Origin of the sequence: Aquirufa sp., assembly GCF_044239315.1 — a bacterium.
In the GTDB taxonomy this organism is placed as follows: domain Bacteria; phylum Bacteroidota; class Bacteroidia; order Cytophagales; family Spirosomataceae; genus Aquirufa.
On sequence record NZ_JBIIBQ010000027.1, the window covers coordinates 19,299 to 35,993 of the forward strand.

Genomic DNA, 16,695 nt, shown 5'->3' on the forward strand with positions numbered 1-16,695 from the left:
GATGAAAAAATTGACCATAGCTTGTGCATTGATTTTAGCCTCGGTGGGCTTGAAAGCACAAATTACAACGGGTAAAGACGTAGCTATCGTGGCTACGGACGCAGGTAAAGTACGTGGCTACGTTCATAGTGGAATTTATACCTACAAGGGAATTCCCTATGCGGAAGCGGCTCGTTTTGAGGCTCCTCACAAACCTAAGCCTTGGGCAGGCGTTCGTTCCTCTATGTCTTATGGCCCTGTTTCGCCTTTAATTGATGAAACAACTCAGATTCAAGACGAATCAGAATTCGTATTCAACCACAACTGGGGTTTTACGAACGAGGATTGTATGCGCATTAATGTGTGGACGCCAGGTATCAATGATGGAAAGAAACGTCCGGTGATGTTCTGGATTCACGGTGGAGGCTTTACGGCTGGTTCAGCGATCGAATTGCCGTCGTATGATGGAGAGAATTTGGCCAAAAAAGGGGACGTCGTAGTCGTTTCCATTTCCCACCGTTTGAACATTACAGGATACTTAGACCTTTCAGCTTATGGCGAGAAGTATAAGTATTCAGCAAACAACAGTGTGTTAGATATGCGTGCGGCTTTGGAATGGGTGAAAGAAAATATCGGCTCTTTCGGGGGTGATGCGAAAAACGTAACCATCTTCGGGCAATCGGGTGGTGGTGCGAAAGTAAATACCTTGATGGCGATGCCTTCAGCGAAAGGTTTATTTAGCAAAGCGATCAACCAGAGTGGTTCTTTCCGCTCAAACATGTTAGACAAAGCAACGACTCAAAGCATCACAGCCGAAGTCTTGAAAGCTTTGAACATCCCAGCCTCGAAAGTAGATAGCTTACAAACAATCCCGTATCCTGTGTTAGCATCAGCTGGAAAGAAAGCCTTAGCAAACATAGCAGCCCAAATGAAAGCGGCAGGAAAACCAGTGGTTGGTTTTGGCCTAAGCTGGGGTCCGTCTGTAGATGGCGACTTATTGCCTTACCAATTGTTCTCTAAGGAGGCATTCGAATTATCGAAAGATATTCCTTTGCTAATCGGAACGGTAAAGAACGAATTCATGCCATCCATCATGACGGGAATGTCTGATGCAACAGTGGAACAAGTAGATGCTTACATAAAGAGAACGTATGGAGATAAAGCGGAGGCATTTAAAGCGGCCGTGAAGAAGGCCTATCCGAATGATACGAAACCATCTGATTTAATGGATGTGGACGTGATGTTCCGTCCGGGTGCAGTCGTTCAGGCGAAGGAGAAATCTGCCTTGAAAGCGGCTCCCGTTTACATGTACTTAATGACTTGGCAATCGCCTGTAATGGATGGCAAATACAAAGCTTTCCATTGCATGGAATTACCTTTCTGCTTTAATAACATCGCGCGTTGCGAGGAGATGACCGGAGGCGGGAAAGAAGCCTATGTATTAGCGGATCGGATGAGCTCGTCTTGGCTTAACTTTGCTAAAACTGGAAATCCAGGTCATAAAGGTCTTCCGGCTTGGCCTACCTTCGACGTGGCTGGAACTGCTACGATGCACTTTAATAATACCTGTGAAGTGAAGCCGCAGCAAGATGCGGAATTGTATAGTTTGATTGCGAGATAAAGCATAGTTTTAAATGTAAAGAGGCCCTTCGTTAGAAGGGCCTCTTTTATTTTAACTCATTTTGCCTATCGCACAACTGACATAGGATTTGGCTTGTTTGAATAACGTATTTTCACCTTTTTGCGGATAGCCCATGCTATTTAAAGAAGCAAGAACCTCGCTTAACTCATAGTTATGACCCATTAGGCGGATCTTTTCTGCTTCTTTATCAATTTCTACTTTTACAATACCCTTTATTTTTAAAAGTGCATGCTGGATGCTGGTCATACATCCTGCACATTTGATGTTTTCTACAAAAATCTCTTGCGTTTTCATGGTGTTGTTATTTGTTTAGTCAAATGTAGCCTATCTTTAAGCCACAAAAAGTGATTTAAGTCACTTCTACCATTATGAGCAAACATTTTTCACTTTCTGAACTCCAAACCTGGGATCGTTTCACTCGCGCTAATTTTATCAATTCGCTCAGTGGTTTTAAGAGTTTGTCTCTCATCGGAACAGTGAATGATAAAGGCGTTTCAAACCTCGCTGTATTTAGCAATATCGTTCATTTAGGGGCTGATCCTGCCTTAATCGGGTTTATTAACCGTCCTTTGTCTGCTGCACCACATACGATTCAAAATATCCAGGAAACGTGGATTTATACGGTCAATTTAGTGACCGAATCGATCTACCGGCAAGCGCATCAGACGAGCGCGAAATACCCAGATGGCGTTTCGGAGTTTGAAATGACGGGACTGACTGAGCAATTTCGTGAAGGATGTAATGCGCCATTTGTGGCGGAATCCCCGGTGCAGTATGTTTTGAAATTCGAACAAGTGATTCCTATTGAATTAAATGGCACCTTTCTCGTGATTGGATCTTTGCAAGAAGCCTATGTTTCAGCAGAAATTCAGGAGGAGGATGGCTTTTTAGATTTGGCCAAAGTAGGTATCTTAACCTCCCTCGGTACCTCAGGCTATTATAAAACCGAAAAAATTAATACCTTGCCGTATGCAAAAGTTACTTAATCTAGTAGACGAGTTAGCGTCCTATATTCCCCAGCTAGAGGCCAGAAATGAAACTGTCTCTTCTTCTACTGTTGGCTGGCAAATTGAGCACAGTTTATTAGTAATCTCATCTGTCATTGAAGGGGTGAAGAGATCAGATCCTTCGAAATATAAATGGAGTTTTCGCCCATTTAAGTACTTGATTTTTTGGCGTGGAAAAATTCCTAGAGGTAAATCGAGAGCGCCTAAATTTGTAGTACCAGATACATTTACTTCAGAATCACTTCTGAATCACATTGCTAGTTGTCGAGCTAAAATAACTGAATTTGAGTCAGTAGGAGCGGGTCATTATTTTTCCCATCCTTATTTTGGGGATACGAAAAAGAAAGATGTTATCCCATTTTTAGAGTTGCATACAGATCACCACCTGAAAATTATTAAGGATATTTTAAAGTAGTCCAGCGCTCTTCCCAGCAATAAACCCAGTCGTCCACGCGGATTGGAAATTAAATCCACCGGTGATACCATCGATGTCCATGACCTCGCCTGCGAAGAAAAGTCCTGGGCATTTTTTGCTCTCCATTGTTTGGACGCTAATGTCTTGTAAGTCTACTCCGCCAGCAGTTACAAACTCCTCTTTAAAAGTCGTTTTCCCCTGCACCACATAGCGGTCATTGATCAACGTGTTGATTAATTTGTTCAACGCCTTTCCTCCTAATTCATTCCAACGAAGGCTTGTCTTGATTTCGTTTTTCTCTAGCAGATAGACCCACAGACGATTTGGCATGGGGAATGGGTTCAAATTCGCCATCATTTTAGCACCGTGGTCTTTGATGACTTGTGCGATTTGCGTCCGTAAACCCTCTTCTTTTGTATCATCTAGCCAATTAACGAGAATCGCACATCGGTATTCTTTTTCAGCTAAAATCCGAGCTCCCCAGGCAGATAATTGCAAAATAGCTGGGCCGCTCATACCCCAATGGGTGACGAGGAGGGGACCTTGACTGATGAGTTTTTGGCCTTCTATTCTAACCCGTGCTTTTTCTACCACGATACCCATTAGGTCGCGAATAGGCTCAGCAGGCATATTAAAGGTGAATAAGGAGGGAACGGGAGGAATAATGGTATGTCCTACGTCTTCTAGCCACTGCAATCCGGACATTTTAGGTTGTCCACCAGTTGTCACAATCACACGATCTGCGTCGTATTCCGTATCCCGGCAATGGATGCGAAAACCTTTCGCTGTGGGCTTTATTTCGTCTACTGATTGGCTGCCATGCAGATTGATGTGCAAACGCCGAGCTTCGGACATAAAGCAGTCGATGATGGTTTGGGAATCATTCGAAAGCGGGAATATGCAATTATCGGGATAGGTTTTCAAGGCAACACCTCTAGTCTCGAGCCATTCAACCATAGAGGAGGCATTAAAGACCTCGAAGGCCTTCCGAAGAAACTTCTCCCCACGGGGATAGTTTTCGGACAACACACGGGAATTAAAGGTGGCATTGGTGACATTGCAACGGCCACCACCCGAGATTTTCACCTTACCTAAAAACTTGGATGTTTTTTCTAGGATGGTTACCTCGGCATCTGAATTGTGTTCTTTGGCAGAAATAGCAGCAAAAAATCCAGCGGCTCCACCACCTATGACGATTATTTTCATTGGATAAAATCTGCGCGCATGGGATTGAACGAGTCAACTAAAACGCCTTCCTCAAGCGCCACAACACCGTGGTCAATCGATGGAGGAATAAAGAAAACATCCCCTTGTTTCAGGATCTTTTTTTCATTTCCGATGATTACTTCGAAAACCCCACTTTCTACATAGGAACCTTGGGTATGAATGTGTTGGTGAATGGCTCCAATACCTCCTTTTTTAAAGTGCACTTTCACAATCATCAAGCCTTCATTAAAGGCCATGATTTTGCGTTTGCAATTCTCGTCAAGGATTTCCCATTCGATGTCAGCGTCTTTGATCCAGTGCGTACTACTCATGCACAAAAATAAGACAATTTGCTGAATGCATAATTTTTTCTATTATTGTCAGAATATAAACCTTCTAACTATGAAAAATCAATTAATTAAAGCCTTCATTTACAGCTTTTTATGCATCGCATTTTTTCAAGTTTCCGCACAAGGCCCTAAGGTATTAGTCGTGACCGCTCACCCGGATGACGAAACGGGTTTCTCTGTCACCGTATTTAAAATCACCCATGAGTTAAAAGGGACCGTGGATATGGCGGTGATGACAGATGGAGGTGGCGGATTTGCTGATTCTCAATTGGGTGCGATGTATTATGGTTTAAATCTGACCGATTCGGTCACAGCTCGAAATCATTTACCCTTGATTCGTAAACAAGAGATTCTGGATGCCGCCAAGATCATGGGGATGCGGAATATCTATTTCATGGAACAGCCAGATGACTGGTATACGACGGACCCAACCCCTTATATTTCGGGCAAAAACTGGAATATACCGCATGTGGAAAGCCGAATGGATAATTTGTTAAAAGACCAAAACTATGATTTTGTGATCACCATGTTGCCTCATGCGGGTCAACACGGCCATCATAAAACAGCGGTATTAATGGGTCTAAGAGCGGTGCAGCGTTTCAAAGGGGCAAAGAAACCCATTATCATCGCCGGAAGCCCCCTTAGCTTGAATTCAAAACCGCTTGACTTTACCGAATTAGCGGGCTTCCCAGAAACTAAAATCAAACCTGGAGCACCTTCATTTACCTTGAACCGCGCCTTTCGATTTAAAGAAAACGATAAGTTGAGTTATAAAATTGTAGCAGATTGGGTTATCTCAGTATATAAATCCCAAGGGGCCATTCAAGAGAATGCCATCCATAAAACGGATTTGGAACATTACCGTTATTTCGACATAAATGATGCCTCGGGTGTAAATAAGGTCGAAAAACTGTTTAAAGATTTAGCCAAATCAGGTTTTCCAGCTCCGTAATAAAAAGTAATACAAAAAGCCGGATCACTTAGACCCGGATTTTTGCATTAATCTGCCAATGTCTGGTAGACCATTTGGCGTAAACTGTTATGGTATTCCCAGGTGAAATTGCTTTCCTGAGTCATAAATAACGCAATCAATTTCTCCTGAGGGTCGATAAAGAAGTGAGTATTATTCGCTCCTCCCCAATAAAACAAGCCTTTAGAAGCAGGAGTTTTGGTCGCAGGACCATCTGTTACCACCGCGAATCCAAGTCCCCATTGTGTTCCTTGTGTTTTGAATAAATCTCCGGTATGATTTGAGGTCATTAATTCCACTGTCTTGCGGCTTAAGTATTGCTTGCCTTTGTAGGTTCCGCCGGCTAGCATCATTTGGCAAAAAGTCGCATAATCCGCAGCCGTAGAGAATAGACCATTTACCCCACTCCATACCGTCACATTCTCAAATGGCGGCTGATTCGCAGCCACTGAAATGGTGCCATTCTTGCCTCTCGTATGCAATGCCACGATCTTAGATTGCTCTTCTTTAGGTACATTATAACCCGTATGTTTCATCTCTAAAGGCTCGAATAATCTGGACTTTAAAAATTCATTCACACTCATTCCTGAGAATTTTTCGATCAAAACACATAACACATCTGGACCCGCACTGTAATTCCATTCCGTACCTGGTTGTGCTAAAAGAGGGAATTTAGTCATATTAGCGACACGCTCTTGAATCGTTTTAATGCCGGGTTTAAAATAACCATTTCGGAACCTGATTTGGACAGGATTTTGTTCTAAACCATGCATTAATCCTCCACTGTGACTTAGTAATTGGGTCATGGTGATTTGTGATTTTAACGTATCAGTAGGAGCATCTGGACCATCAGTTACGCTTCTAACTACGCGTAAATTTTTGAATTCAGGTAAGTATTTTGAAACCGGATCACTTAACTTGAAATACCCTTCTTCATACAACATCATGAAGGCCGTTGATATAATGGGCTTCGTCATAGACTGGATATAGAATAGATCATCCGTCGTCATGGGTGTTTTTGTGGCTACGTTTTTGTAGCCCAAAGCCCCTTGATGTACCACCTGCCCATTGTGAATAATCATCGTCACAGCACCTGGAATGTTTCCTTTGTCCATTTCGCTTTGAACGAATTTTTCTAATCGTTTAACGCGATCGACATTGATGCCCGCAACTATTTTGGGCGCTTGTGCACTGATTTCAGCTATGAATAAAAGGCTGAAGAGTAGAAGAAGATGTTTTGTGAATTTCATAACTTAACTTTTATTTTCCTTTTTTCTGCGCTGCTAACCATTCCATAATGGTAACCGGCTTGCCATTAACACGTACGGCTGATCCATCTAAGTCAGTTCTAGGTAGGTTTTCATGTAAGTAAACCCAAGACCAGTGGCCATTGTATTCGAATCCTTTACCTCCGTATAAATTCGTGATATCGTTCACTCGATCGTAATAGGTAAAATGTACATTTTTTGCACCAGCTTTACGAAGACGGTCAAATACAGGTACAACCGTAAGGTCAGGGATGGTTGTTCTGTCATCTTTAGAGTGAACAAACCAAATAGGCACATTTTTAATCCTTTGAATATCGCTTTCTGGAATGTATTCTGATTTATAGGCCAAAGCACTGATGTAACCTGCCGCGAAATAATCTGGATATAAAAAGATCAATTTCAAGGCCATATAGCCACCATTCGAGCAGCCTCCCACATAAATGCGGCTAGGGTCGATGCCTGGATTTGCTTTGATATAGTCCTTAATTAAGGCCATCAAACCTTCGTTATAGATGTCATTGTCTTTCCCTTGCGTTCCTACCCCCTGTGTATTGTGCATCCAAGCACCTGGGCATTGCGGAGATAGGACATAAACGCCTTCGAAAATAGATTGGATACTTTCGCCCGCATAGTTCGCTGCTTTGTTTCCCAAAAGAGGAACTGTAGGATCCGTTCCTCCTTCGCCACCGCCATGTAACCAGATAAGTAAAGGAGCTTTATCTTTCTTTACTTTGGGAGTAAAGGTCGCGTATGACATCGTTAATTTTTCATTGTAGGTATATTTACCACTTAAGTCAAATTGATCAATCAAGGGCATAATTTTGCCCGTAGACGTATCCCAAACATATCCCGTTTTAGGATGTACGATAGTTAAGGAATAATCTACCCAAACATTCCCTTTACTTCTTTGGTATTGAAAAGGGGAGCTGATAGGCAATTGAGGTCCTACCGATAAAACGAGAGTAACGTTTTTGCCAGTTTTCACACGTGCACCGCTTTCATCCGAAACATAGGCTGTAACGATTTCACGTTTATTATCTTGATCTGCAATGAGTCCAGTGCTTGATTTTCGGCTAGCGAATACGGTGTAATCAGCGGCATTTACTTTAGAAGTAGTGTCATTCAAGGCTAATATAACTTTGTTTACACCTGCACCCCAGTCGAAGCCTTCTACAACAATTTTATAGGTGCCCGTGGGTTTTGCTACTGCACTAAAAGCAAGCAGCGAGAGAAAGAAGAGTATTTTTTTCATGGATGATAGGTTTAATTAATTAATTATCAACAAATAAACGTAAAAAATCCTAAAATACTATCCCGTATTTTGAATCAAAGACACTAGTCATTATTAAAGATTCAGGAACTTGGATGCGTTCATTTCGAAAGGATTGGTAACTTATATTTTGGCCATAAAAAAAGGGGATGATCGATGACCATCCCCTTCCTTTTGAGAAATAAATATTATTTCGCTTCTGCAGCCGTAGCTCCTTTTGCGATAGAGTAAACTACTAAACCGAAACCGATTTTGTTTACTGCATCAGCAATGTTGTAAGCTAAGTCAATGTTTCCAGCGAAACCTGATAACAAGTTACCTGGTAACATCATGTAGCCGATTGGATAGATTGCCCAACCTACTAATGTGAACCAACGCATAACTTTGAAACCTGATTGAACCTCAGCATTAGTAGAAGCAGCAGCTAACTTAGAAGCCTCACCCATGTAGATTTCATAGATGATAAGCGCCCATCCTAATGTAGAAATGATTCCCCACATTACGTTTTGCTCTGGTACTACTGCCTCTCCGATATATCCTGCTACTAACATAACAACAGAACCGAAGATTAAACGAGATAACATTCCTGTCTTAGCGCCAGCTGGCTTCAAGATCAAGAAGTACTCGATACACATCAAAGGAACAGTTAATGTCCAGTCAATGTAACGGAATTGAGTTGGAGACTCATGTGTCTCTAACCATACACCGCGCATGTAGAAATAATGCACAGCCGCAATAAATGTAATTAAAGCAGAAATCAATAAAGATGTTTTCCACTTGTCGTTTACTGTCCCTCTTTCTACGATGAAAAAGATTGAAGCAGCAAGCATTGACATGTACCCTGTAAAGAAGGTAAAGCCGATGTAATCTCCAGCAGCTAGGCTACCGTCCAATAGAATGTTTAATGTTTCCATAAATGTTAAAGGTTAATGTTTTAAAATAAATGATACTGTTTAAACTGATGATGTCGGCAATTGTTTCAAAGATTGTAAAAAAAATTTAAAAAAAAATAAAAAATGTACAAAATGTTCAATTGGGGCGTTTTATTAATTTATGCATAAGTAAAAAATGTGGCAGCGTTAGTAGGGAAAGAAAAATAAAAACGGGATAGATTTCTAAGTGTTTGGAAATCAAATTTATATAAATAATTCCCAGCAAAAGTGCTCCTAATGAAAACGGAATAAGTTTTTTATATAATTCTAAGGTTTTCATTTCTAAGTGACTTCTCATGCCTTCGAAACTAGTGATGGCATGGCAGCAAGAAAAATAGCAAATAAATGCCGGAATAAGCGGCAGAAAAAACCCTATTACTAAAGCAAAAAAAGTATTCAAAAAGGGATGAAAATTTTTCTTTTGGAACCCAAAACTCAATAACAATAGACTAAAAAGAAGCGAAAATGGCGGTATATTCTTGGGTAAATTTACCTGCATCGCGGTTGTAATTTTTGAAACTTCCGACCAATGACTAAAGAGAATTAAGGATAAAATTCCAGAGCCTAAGCAAATCGTTTTGACTACATTTATCCAGGTATTTGTAGAATCGACCGGTTGAATATCCTCCATATCTCCGAAATGAAATACACTTATAGCAATGAAAATTATGAATCCCACCATCGGTGTAATGAACCAAAGGGCTGCATAGGCCACCATGATTCCCAAATAGTAAACGATAAAAGGCTTTAAATGAAAGGTGAGATTTTCTCTTTTAGCGATTTTTTGGGCAATTAAGTGATCGCCTGCTCCATGAGGAATGCCAATGATTAGTAATAAAAAACCACATATATAGAGGTCAATCTCGTTAGACCAAGGTCCAATCAGCTTGTAGGAAAGAACATAAAGTAGGGTAAAGATGGCTCCAAAGTAGTTTTTCATTTCAATAAATGAGTAATGAAAAGTGGAACATCTAGTTTTGAAAGCAAGAGTATATCTTCTCTCAAGGAGCTTTTGTCATCTAAAAAACGAAGAATACGGTGGGTAGGAACTCGGCTAAATAATCGATCCATGACCTGTGGAATCTTAGCCATGTCATTGTTCATAATTTTCAATAGCATCTTATCATAAAAACGAAATCTGCTAGGTGTTACTTTTAAGCGGTTTTGTGCTCTTAATTTTGCATCCTCTTGCATCCGAGTGAAGGCATAGCCTGTAGATGCCTTCATGTTACCGCCAGCGGCACCGATAGTAAAAATAGACCCTTCTTTCTTCTGAGCATGAACTCCCATGGGTATAGTGCCCATTTCATCCGATATAATTTTAAATTTTTTACTCCTAAAGTGTTTATCAACGTATTGCTTCCAAATACGCTCATAGGCTTGTTTATCGTAATCTAGTTTTGTAAAAACAGTGGTTTCAATTAAAGCCTTGGTTCTGCTAAAAGGTAAAATGTAGTGGAAAACCGACATTTCTTCAGTTGAAACAGGCAAACTAAAATCCATCAAAGTCATAGCCGAGTCATCTAAAATAGGTTCATCGAACTCTATGAATTTACCACTAAAATGCTGGTAGATGAGCGCCGGATCCTCGGATTTTATGGGTCTAGAATCGGCGACACGTTTTGAGAAAAAAGTAGAGCCATCGCGGCAAGAGATGGTTTGCACTTCGGCACCTTCTTTAATCTCCTGTGCCCAATTTGTAACTAAAGTAATATTCGGATTAGCTGGAATGAATTCCTCGAAAAAGTAGGTGAAAAATCGATCGGAAGAAATATAATTGTATTCTAGTGGATGGATGGTTGTATGTAATGTCTCCCCGTGGCTAGTTCGGTAGGTCATCGTTTTCCACGACTTTTCGACTAGAAATGGAAAGCATGCTCTTTTTTCATCTTCCCAAAAACACCAACTTTTTTGTGAACGATCTCCCGAATCTAGGAGTAAAATTTTCTTTTCTCTAGAGGAATCAGCTTGTATCATTTCATACAAAAGCTGCAATCCGGACGCGCCTGCACCTATAATCGCTAAATCAAAAACCACTGCAGACATTAAATATAATTTTTAAAATAAAAAATTGTACTAGGTAAACCACAATCTAGTTATTTTGTTTGACTTATTTAAATCGTGCGGCATCGATCACCAGACAAAGCCCCGCATTGAAAACAACGAGAGCTCCAGTTCCATAAAAGAACCAGTCTCCACCTTGCATTTTTGTGACGCCAGCGTCGATAGCTAGCGAAAGTCCACTTCCAGTAAGTATAAGTCCTGAGGTGGCTTGAAGGATCCAGCGAGTTTTATTTTTCATTACGTCTTTTTTTTGTTCAAATTAGGTAAATTGTCTCTTAAATTCTAAACCATTGAATATGAAAAAGTTATTGCTATTCGCGTTTGTACTACTATCGAATGTAATTATTGCCCAAAAACCCTTCAGCAAAGTCTTAAAAGATACACCAGGGGTGGTTTCGTTTACTTTTCGCAATGACTTTAGCAAAGATGTGGCGGGGACCTTAGATTATATTAAGGAGATGGGTATTCGGAATATCGAGTTTTCTAATCTTTTCGGGAAAACGGCGGTGGAGATGCGGGCTTTATTAGATGCGAGAGGGATGGTCTGCACCAGTTATGGCGTTTATTATGATGCTTTGACGAATAAAACGGATAAGGTGATTGAAGAAGCGAAGACGCTCGGTGCAGAGTTTGTACGGGTGGGAATGATTCCACATAAGGGAGAATTTACTGTTCAGCAAGCAGAGGCAGCCGTGAAAGATTTTAATCGAGTGGGTAAATTGTTGAAAGAAAATGGTCTCGAATTTTGTTACCACAACCACGGATATGATTTTACGCCCTACGAGAAGTCCACTTTATATGATTATTTAATCCAAAATACGAATCCAGACTATGTTTCCTTTGAATTAGATATTCTGTGGGTGCATCAATTTGGGCAGGATCCGCTGGCCTACTTAAAGAAATACCCTTCCCGATTCAAGCTCATGCACGTTAAAGACTTAAAAAGGGGTGTTCCCGTTGGGCTGGATGTGAAGACCTCTTCTGAAAACGATGTGCCGCTAGGTTCAGGCCAAATAAACGTTCAAGCCATCTTAAAACAAGCGCGAAAATCTCCCATCAAGTACTATTATTTAGAAGACGAAAATTCGAATTCAAGAGCACAAGTCCCGCTTAGTTTAGCGTATGTAAAGAGTTTATAAGAGTTGTGTAAGCTGGTTTTTTAGCATACTTATCATCGAATAAAAGCGGATATTCCTTCGGCCGTTTGAAATAACCGCGTAACCAGGAATCTTTATCCGAAATATTCCAAAAAGTAATGCCATATTGCTGTGCAGCAGGAATCTTCATATAGGACTTGAAGACGAAGTTAAATTGTTCTGCTTGCGCTGAGGCCACTTTTTCCTCATAGATAAAGTCCGGATTGTTCTTCGGATTTACCGCAATATCGAGTTCAGAAAGGTGGATTTTCAAGCCCGTTTTGATGGATTTATCTAGCACCTCTTGCAGTTCATTTCGCTTGGAATCTACATTGATGTGCATTTGTAATCCTAAACCATGGATAGGAATTCCACGACGCTTTAAATCCGCGACTAGGTCGAGGATGGCCTGCATCTTCTTTGGTTTACCATCTTGACCATAATCATTGTAAAAGAGGATGGCGCCAGGATCTGACTCGTGGGCCCATTGGAAACTTTTGGCGATATAATCTGGAATATGATCTGCCCATAAAGAGGGACGAAGACTACCGTCATCCAAGAATGACTCATTCACCACATCCCATCCTGCGATTTTGCCCTTATAATGACTCACTACCGTTTGAATATGCGATTTAAGTAACGACTCCCAGGCTTTTTGATCCCCTTGAAAGTCCTTCATCCATTGCGGTACTTGATTATGCCAAACCAGGGTATGCCCATGCATTCTTTTGCCTGAAGCTGTGGCGAAATTCACAATCTCATCACCTTTAGAGAAATCAAAACGGTCTGCTGCCGGATGAATTAGCATCATTTTCATGTGATTTTCTGCTGTTAGGCTCGTCCATTCGGTTGTAGCTATGTTTCGGTAGGCTTCATTCTCGTTCAGTAAACGAGGATTGACGGAAGAACCCAAGGGGAATTTTACGGCCTCTTTTAGATGGGGCTTTTGTGCTGATAAGCAATAGGAAAGACCTAGTAATATGGTAATTAGTTTCATAGATATAGTTTTGTTTTATTCTCCATTTACCTTCTTAATGAACGAAATAACCCCATTCATGTAGGTTTTTTGATCATCCCACATCGCCAGGTGGCTGCCGTTAGGGCAATAGAGATAGGATCCGTTTTGAACCATTTTACTTTGTTCTTCCATCGCCTTTGGATCCATCGTGTCATATTTCGCACCGACCATTAGCGTAGGAACATAGATTTCTTTTAGGCGATTTTTGATATCCCATTTTTCTAAAAGTCCGCTAATCCCAAATTCACTTGGTCCTTGCATTCGAACATAAACTGCACTATTCCCGTGCTTAAAGGTGCGATTCAATGCATCTGGCCACTCTTTTAAACGGCAAATATGTTTTTGGTAGAAATTAGGGATTAATAGTTCCATGTAGCGCGGATTATTGAAATCCTTTTTTGCCTCGATGGCTCTTACTTCCGCTAATACCTTAGGATCCATTTGTTTCGCTAATACCTCCTCCGCATATTTACCATAATCTGGAGCACTCGCCACCATATTAGAGACCACTAATCCTTTGATATTCTTTTGGTATTTCAGTGCATATTCCATTCCTAAAATACCTCCCCATGAATTTCCGACAACGTAAAAATTAGTTGAATCTGCACCTATCGCCTTGCGAACTTGCTCCACCTCTTCCACAAATCGTTCTGTTTTCCATAAGGTAGAATCCGTCGGTTGATCACTGTAATAGGAGCCTAGCTGATCGTATTCGTAGAATTCGAAGCCCTCTCTTTGGAAGTAAGTCTCAAAACATTCCATGTACTCGTGTGTCATCGCAGGACCGCCATGCAATAAAAGAATTTTGATTTTAGGATTAGTCCCAAAGCGCTTCGTCCACACCTTAAACGTTCCTGCAGGCGTCTGAATGGGAATCATTTTTACACCGCCAGCTTCAATACTGTCAGTAGAGGAGAAGTAGTTAGACACAGTATCTGTGTTTTTCGTGCAGGAGGACAGAGTGAAAATGGATAGGGCAATGAGTAGGAGTTTGTTCATCGTTTTTTTATTTAAACATACGATTAATATGAGAAAATTGAACAGCATATTTGTTCCTAAAACGCAAAAGGGAACAAAATGAATCATTCCGTTAAATAAATAGTACAATTTTATGATGAAATATTATAATAAATTTCAATAAATTGTACGAAATATATTCATTTAGGGGCCGGTCACTTTCTATAAAGCGGGGCTTATTCTGAAAAGTAACAGAGAAAAAATATCTAAATCTATTAATTATGGACTATTATTTAGTGGCATTTAAGAAATATGCCACATTCCAAGGTAGAGCAAGAAGGAAAGAGTATTGGATGTTCTTTTTGTTTAATTGCTTGATTTATTTTGTCATTGGCTTTGTAGGTTCGTCAGAATTATCTCTTCTGTATTATTTAGTGGTATTGATTCCTAGTATAGCCGTGGCTGTCAGGCGCATGCACGATGTGGGAAAAAGTGGTTGGTTTGTTCTTATCCCTATATATAATTTTATTCTTGCCATTACAGAAGGAAACAAGGGTGAAAATGAATTTGGTCCAGATCCTAAAACTGTTGAAAATTTAATTTAACCATTTATTTATTTTACTATGAAAAAGATTATCTATTACGCAATTCTAGCCATCAATTTTCTATTAATTTGGTTCATCGTGGATATCCTTGGTTTTTGGCCAATGATTAGTATTTTCCTAATTACCACTATTTCCTCTTTTGTATTAAACAGTGTAGGCTCTAGATCTGAATCAGATGGGGTTATTACTTATAATCCAAAGGAATGGCCTAAGTTAATAAGTATACTTATTGGTGCTGCCATTGGTTATTACTTATATAATTTGATGGGGGAATTAAAAGTTGCAGAAGATCAAACAAGTATCGTTTGGGCTTATATCATTTTAAATTCAATCCTTCCTGTTCTTATTGCAACCTATACTTTGATCAGAGATCGGAATGATTCTATTTCTATTAGTAGTTCACACATTTCCTTTAAGGATAATGATAACGTAGGTGAGATTAAAGTCGAAGATATTGCGAGTGTATCAATTGAAGCTGGCATTAAATTAAACTTGACAAATAATACTTTTATCTTAATTGAGACTGCTAAAATGAATTTTACAACTAAAGATGTGTTGGGAGCCGTTGCTGATATTAATTCAAAGATGGCTAAATAATTTATTTTTTTTCATAAAAAAGGCGCCTAGTGTTAACTGAGCGCCTTTTTTATAGAAAGAATTTATTTTACTTCTAATTGGGTATATTTTCCTGCAATTTGGAGTCTTGTGAATACCGCATTATCACTGCATTTGCCAGTTTTTTTCTTCTTTATATCAAAGGCATTTTGTCCATCAATACAGAATTTTTTATCTGTCCCTATCCATTTTACCCCTTTCTCCGATTCAGCATACCAGTAGAATGAGTCATTGATCATATCACTAGGTATTTCAATTTGAAAGGTACTGTCGGATTTTACAGGAAACCATCCAATGGATCTCCATCCTTTCTTGTATTTGTATCCATAAGCTATAGAGATAGCCTCCTTTGATTTATTGGTTATAAATACACTAGGAGCCATTGTAGTAGAATCAATGGTGAATGCAGCTTTAGATTCAACAGAAGAATTAAGGGCATTAGATTCATTTCCTTTATAAGCTGCATATAGCAAAAATCCGAAAATGCCGAATATGATTAGTTTAGTAAAGATGGACATAGATTTGTTTTTTGCTACCCCTATAAGTCCTACTGGGAAAAACAAAACAAGTAATAGGTAAACTAACCATTTCTTATCATACCAAGAGCTTCCGCTAGTCGCATTCGTTTGATACGAATAGGTTGTGTTAGTGGAAGCACCTAGTTCAAGCGCCCTTGATTCATTTAAACTTTTTAGTTCTTCAATTTTAGTCGAAATACGCGTTTGCTCATTTAAATAGTTTGAAATTTCTTCCGTACTAACTTTAAATCCAGCTAAATCCTGTTGAGTGAATTTTGTACCATCATAATATCTTTCAAATGCGCCTAAATATTCATCAATGGCATAGAATTTTGTAACATATTCACCTGGTACGGAGAATGTAGTCATATTTACCTTAGAAACGTCTTTAGTAAAATCTAATTGATTCTCTTTAAAAAGTAAGGTAGCCCGATCAGTTGCATGATATTTAGTGCTTTGAATGACCTTTTCTACAGTTGTAAGGACTCCGTTTATTTCAGTATGAAACTCTTCTATAGCTAATTTGTAAATAGAAGCAGGGCACGTATCGCTATATTGGTTATCGTTAACGAATTTGATGAAACTTTTGCCTCTTTTATCTTTTCTTACCGTATGAAATAATTCATCCCCAGGCACTAAATAGAGTAAGTCATTCTGCTTTAAATGAGTAATTAAACTAGAACCTGAATACGATTTTTTTAATTCTTTTAATAGTCGAGCATCGCTCAATAATTGAATTAGTT

General features: G+C 39.7%; 19 protein-coding genes. 7 read left to right on the forward strand and 12 right to left on the reverse strand.

The window, feature by feature from the left end:
* Nucleotide 1 precedes the first annotated feature (1 nt).
* Nucleotides 2-1,600: a carboxylesterase/lipase family protein gene (locus ACILP5_RS09685; RefSeq protein WP_395618444.1), complete on the forward strand. Its 1,599-nt coding sequence runs from the start codon at nucleotides 2-4 to the stop codon at nucleotides 1,598-1,600.
* A gap of 51 nt (nucleotides 1,601-1,651) precedes the next feature.
* Here the strand turns inward: ACILP5_RS09685 and ACILP5_RS09690 are convergent, their stop codons facing one another.
* Nucleotides 1,652-1,915, reverse strand: coding sequence for a heavy-metal-associated domain-containing protein (locus ACILP5_RS09690; protein ID WP_395618445.1), 264 nt, complete (start codon nucleotides 1,913-1,915; stop codon nucleotides 1,652-1,654).
* 74 nt (nucleotides 1,916-1,989) lie between these two features.
* On the opposite strand from ACILP5_RS09690, the gene ACILP5_RS09695 reads away from it, so the two are divergent.
* Both ACILP5_RS09695 and ACILP5_RS09700 read left to right on the forward strand, forming a co-directional pair.
* Nucleotides 1,990-2,607, forward strand: a complete 618-nt coding sequence (locus tag ACILP5_RS09695) for a flavin reductase family protein (protein ID WP_395618446.1) — start codon at nucleotides 1,990-1,992, stop codon at nucleotides 2,605-2,607.
* On the forward strand, nucleotides 2,591-3,043 hold the full coding sequence (locus tag ACILP5_RS09700) for a hypothetical protein (RefSeq protein WP_395618447.1): 453 nt from the start codon (nucleotides 2,591-2,593) through the stop codon (nucleotides 3,041-3,043). The genes ACILP5_RS09695 and ACILP5_RS09700 overlap by 17 nt, the downstream gene beginning before the upstream one ends.
* Here the strand turns inward: ACILP5_RS09700 and ACILP5_RS09705 are convergent.
* Nucleotides 3,035-4,249 carry an NAD(P)/FAD-dependent oxidoreductase gene (locus tag ACILP5_RS09705; RefSeq protein WP_395618448.1) on the reverse strand — a complete coding sequence of 405 codons (1,215 nt, stop codon included), beginning with the start codon at nucleotides 4,247-4,249 and terminating at the stop codon, nucleotides 3,035-3,037. The two genes, ACILP5_RS09700 and ACILP5_RS09705, sit on opposite strands and share 9 nt — an antisense overlap.
* Entirely contained in the window at nucleotides 4,246-4,581 is a 336-nt protein-coding gene (locus tag ACILP5_RS09710; RefSeq protein WP_395618449.1) for a cupin domain-containing protein, read from the reverse strand. The genes ACILP5_RS09705 and ACILP5_RS09710 overlap by 4 nt, the downstream gene beginning before the upstream one ends.
* A gap of 70 nt (nucleotides 4,582-4,651) precedes the next feature.
* On the opposite strand from ACILP5_RS09710, the gene ACILP5_RS09715 reads away from it, so the two are divergent.
* Nucleotides 4,652-5,551: a PIG-L family deacetylase gene (locus ACILP5_RS09715; RefSeq protein ID WP_395618450.1), complete on the forward strand. Its 900-nt coding sequence runs from the start codon at nucleotides 4,652-4,654 to the stop codon at nucleotides 5,549-5,551.
* Between the two features lie 47 nt (nucleotides 5,552-5,598).
* Here ACILP5_RS09715 and ACILP5_RS09720 read toward each other — a convergent pair whose 3' ends face one another.
* The 6 genes from ACILP5_RS09720 to ACILP5_RS09745 form a co-directional block, all read right to left on the reverse strand.
* Nucleotides 5,599-6,819, reverse strand: coding sequence for a serine hydrolase domain-containing protein (locus tag ACILP5_RS09720; protein WP_395618451.1), 1,221 nt, complete (start codon nucleotides 6,817-6,819; stop codon nucleotides 5,599-5,601).
* A gap of 10 nt (nucleotides 6,820-6,829) precedes the next feature.
* Nucleotides 6,830-8,089: a prolyl oligopeptidase family serine peptidase gene (locus tag ACILP5_RS09725; RefSeq protein ID WP_395618452.1), complete on the reverse strand. Its 1,260-nt coding sequence runs from the start codon at nucleotides 8,087-8,089 to the stop codon at nucleotides 6,830-6,832.
* 206 nt (nucleotides 8,090-8,295) lie between these two features.
* Nucleotides 8,296-9,021, reverse strand: a complete 726-nt coding sequence (locus tag ACILP5_RS09730; RefSeq protein WP_395618453.1) for a bacteriorhodopsin-like — start codon at nucleotides 9,019-9,021, stop codon at nucleotides 8,296-8,298.
* Between the two features lie 115 nt (nucleotides 9,022-9,136).
* Complete coding sequence (locus ACILP5_RS09735) at nucleotides 9,137-9,979, reverse strand: Brp/Blh family beta-carotene 15,15'-dioxygenase (protein ID WP_395618454.1); 843 nt, start codon at nucleotides 9,977-9,979, stop codon at nucleotides 9,137-9,139.
* Nucleotides 9,976-11,085, reverse strand: a complete 1,110-nt coding sequence (locus ACILP5_RS09740) for a lycopene cyclase family protein (protein WP_395618455.1) — start codon at nucleotides 11,083-11,085, stop codon at nucleotides 9,976-9,978. The genes ACILP5_RS09735 and ACILP5_RS09740 overlap by 4 nt, the downstream gene beginning before the upstream one ends.
* Nucleotides 11,086-11,149: 64 nt before the next feature.
* Nucleotides 11,150-11,341, reverse strand: coding sequence for a hypothetical protein (locus ACILP5_RS09745; RefSeq protein ID WP_395618456.1), 192 nt, complete (start codon nucleotides 11,339-11,341; stop codon nucleotides 11,150-11,152).
* 58 nt (nucleotides 11,342-11,399) lie between these two features.
* On the opposite strand from ACILP5_RS09745, the gene ACILP5_RS09750 reads away from it, so the two are divergent.
* Nucleotides 11,400-12,242: a sugar phosphate isomerase/epimerase family protein gene (locus tag ACILP5_RS09750; protein WP_395618457.1), complete on the forward strand. Its 843-nt coding sequence runs from the start codon at nucleotides 11,400-11,402 to the stop codon at nucleotides 12,240-12,242.
* Here the strand turns inward: ACILP5_RS09750 and ACILP5_RS09755 are convergent.
* Together ACILP5_RS09755 and ACILP5_RS09760 are read right to left on the reverse strand one after the other, a co-directional pair.
* Nucleotides 12,214-13,236, reverse strand: a complete 1,023-nt coding sequence (locus ACILP5_RS09755) for an endo-1,4-beta-xylanase (protein ID WP_395618458.1) — start codon at nucleotides 13,234-13,236, stop codon at nucleotides 12,214-12,216. The genes ACILP5_RS09750 and ACILP5_RS09755 overlap by 29 nt on opposite strands.
* A gap of 15 nt (nucleotides 13,237-13,251) precedes the next feature.
* Nucleotides 13,252-14,256: a proline iminopeptidase-family hydrolase gene (locus ACILP5_RS09760; protein ID WP_395618459.1), complete on the reverse strand. Its 1,005-nt coding sequence runs from the start codon at nucleotides 14,254-14,256 to the stop codon at nucleotides 13,252-13,254.
* A gap of 239 nt (nucleotides 14,257-14,495) precedes the next feature.
* On the opposite strand from ACILP5_RS09760, the gene ACILP5_RS09765 reads away from it, so the two are divergent.
* The gene (locus tag ACILP5_RS09765; RefSeq protein ID WP_395618460.1) at nucleotides 14,496-14,819 is read left to right on the forward strand and encodes a DUF805 domain-containing protein; all 324 of its coding nucleotides are present in this window, start codon (nucleotides 14,496-14,498) and stop codon (nucleotides 14,817-14,819) included.
* A gap of 18 nt (nucleotides 14,820-14,837) precedes the next feature.
* Complete coding sequence (locus tag ACILP5_RS09770; RefSeq protein WP_395618461.1) at nucleotides 14,838-15,416, forward strand: hypothetical protein; 579 nt, start codon at nucleotides 14,838-14,840, stop codon at nucleotides 15,414-15,416.
* A 62-nt stretch (nucleotides 15,417-15,478) separates the two neighbouring features.
* On the opposite strand, the gene ACILP5_RS09775 is transcribed toward ACILP5_RS09770, so the two are convergent.
* Nucleotides 15,479-16,695: DUF1036 domain-containing protein (locus ACILP5_RS09775; RefSeq protein ID WP_395618462.1), on the reverse strand; the 1,217-nt coding region annotated here is incomplete at its 5' end.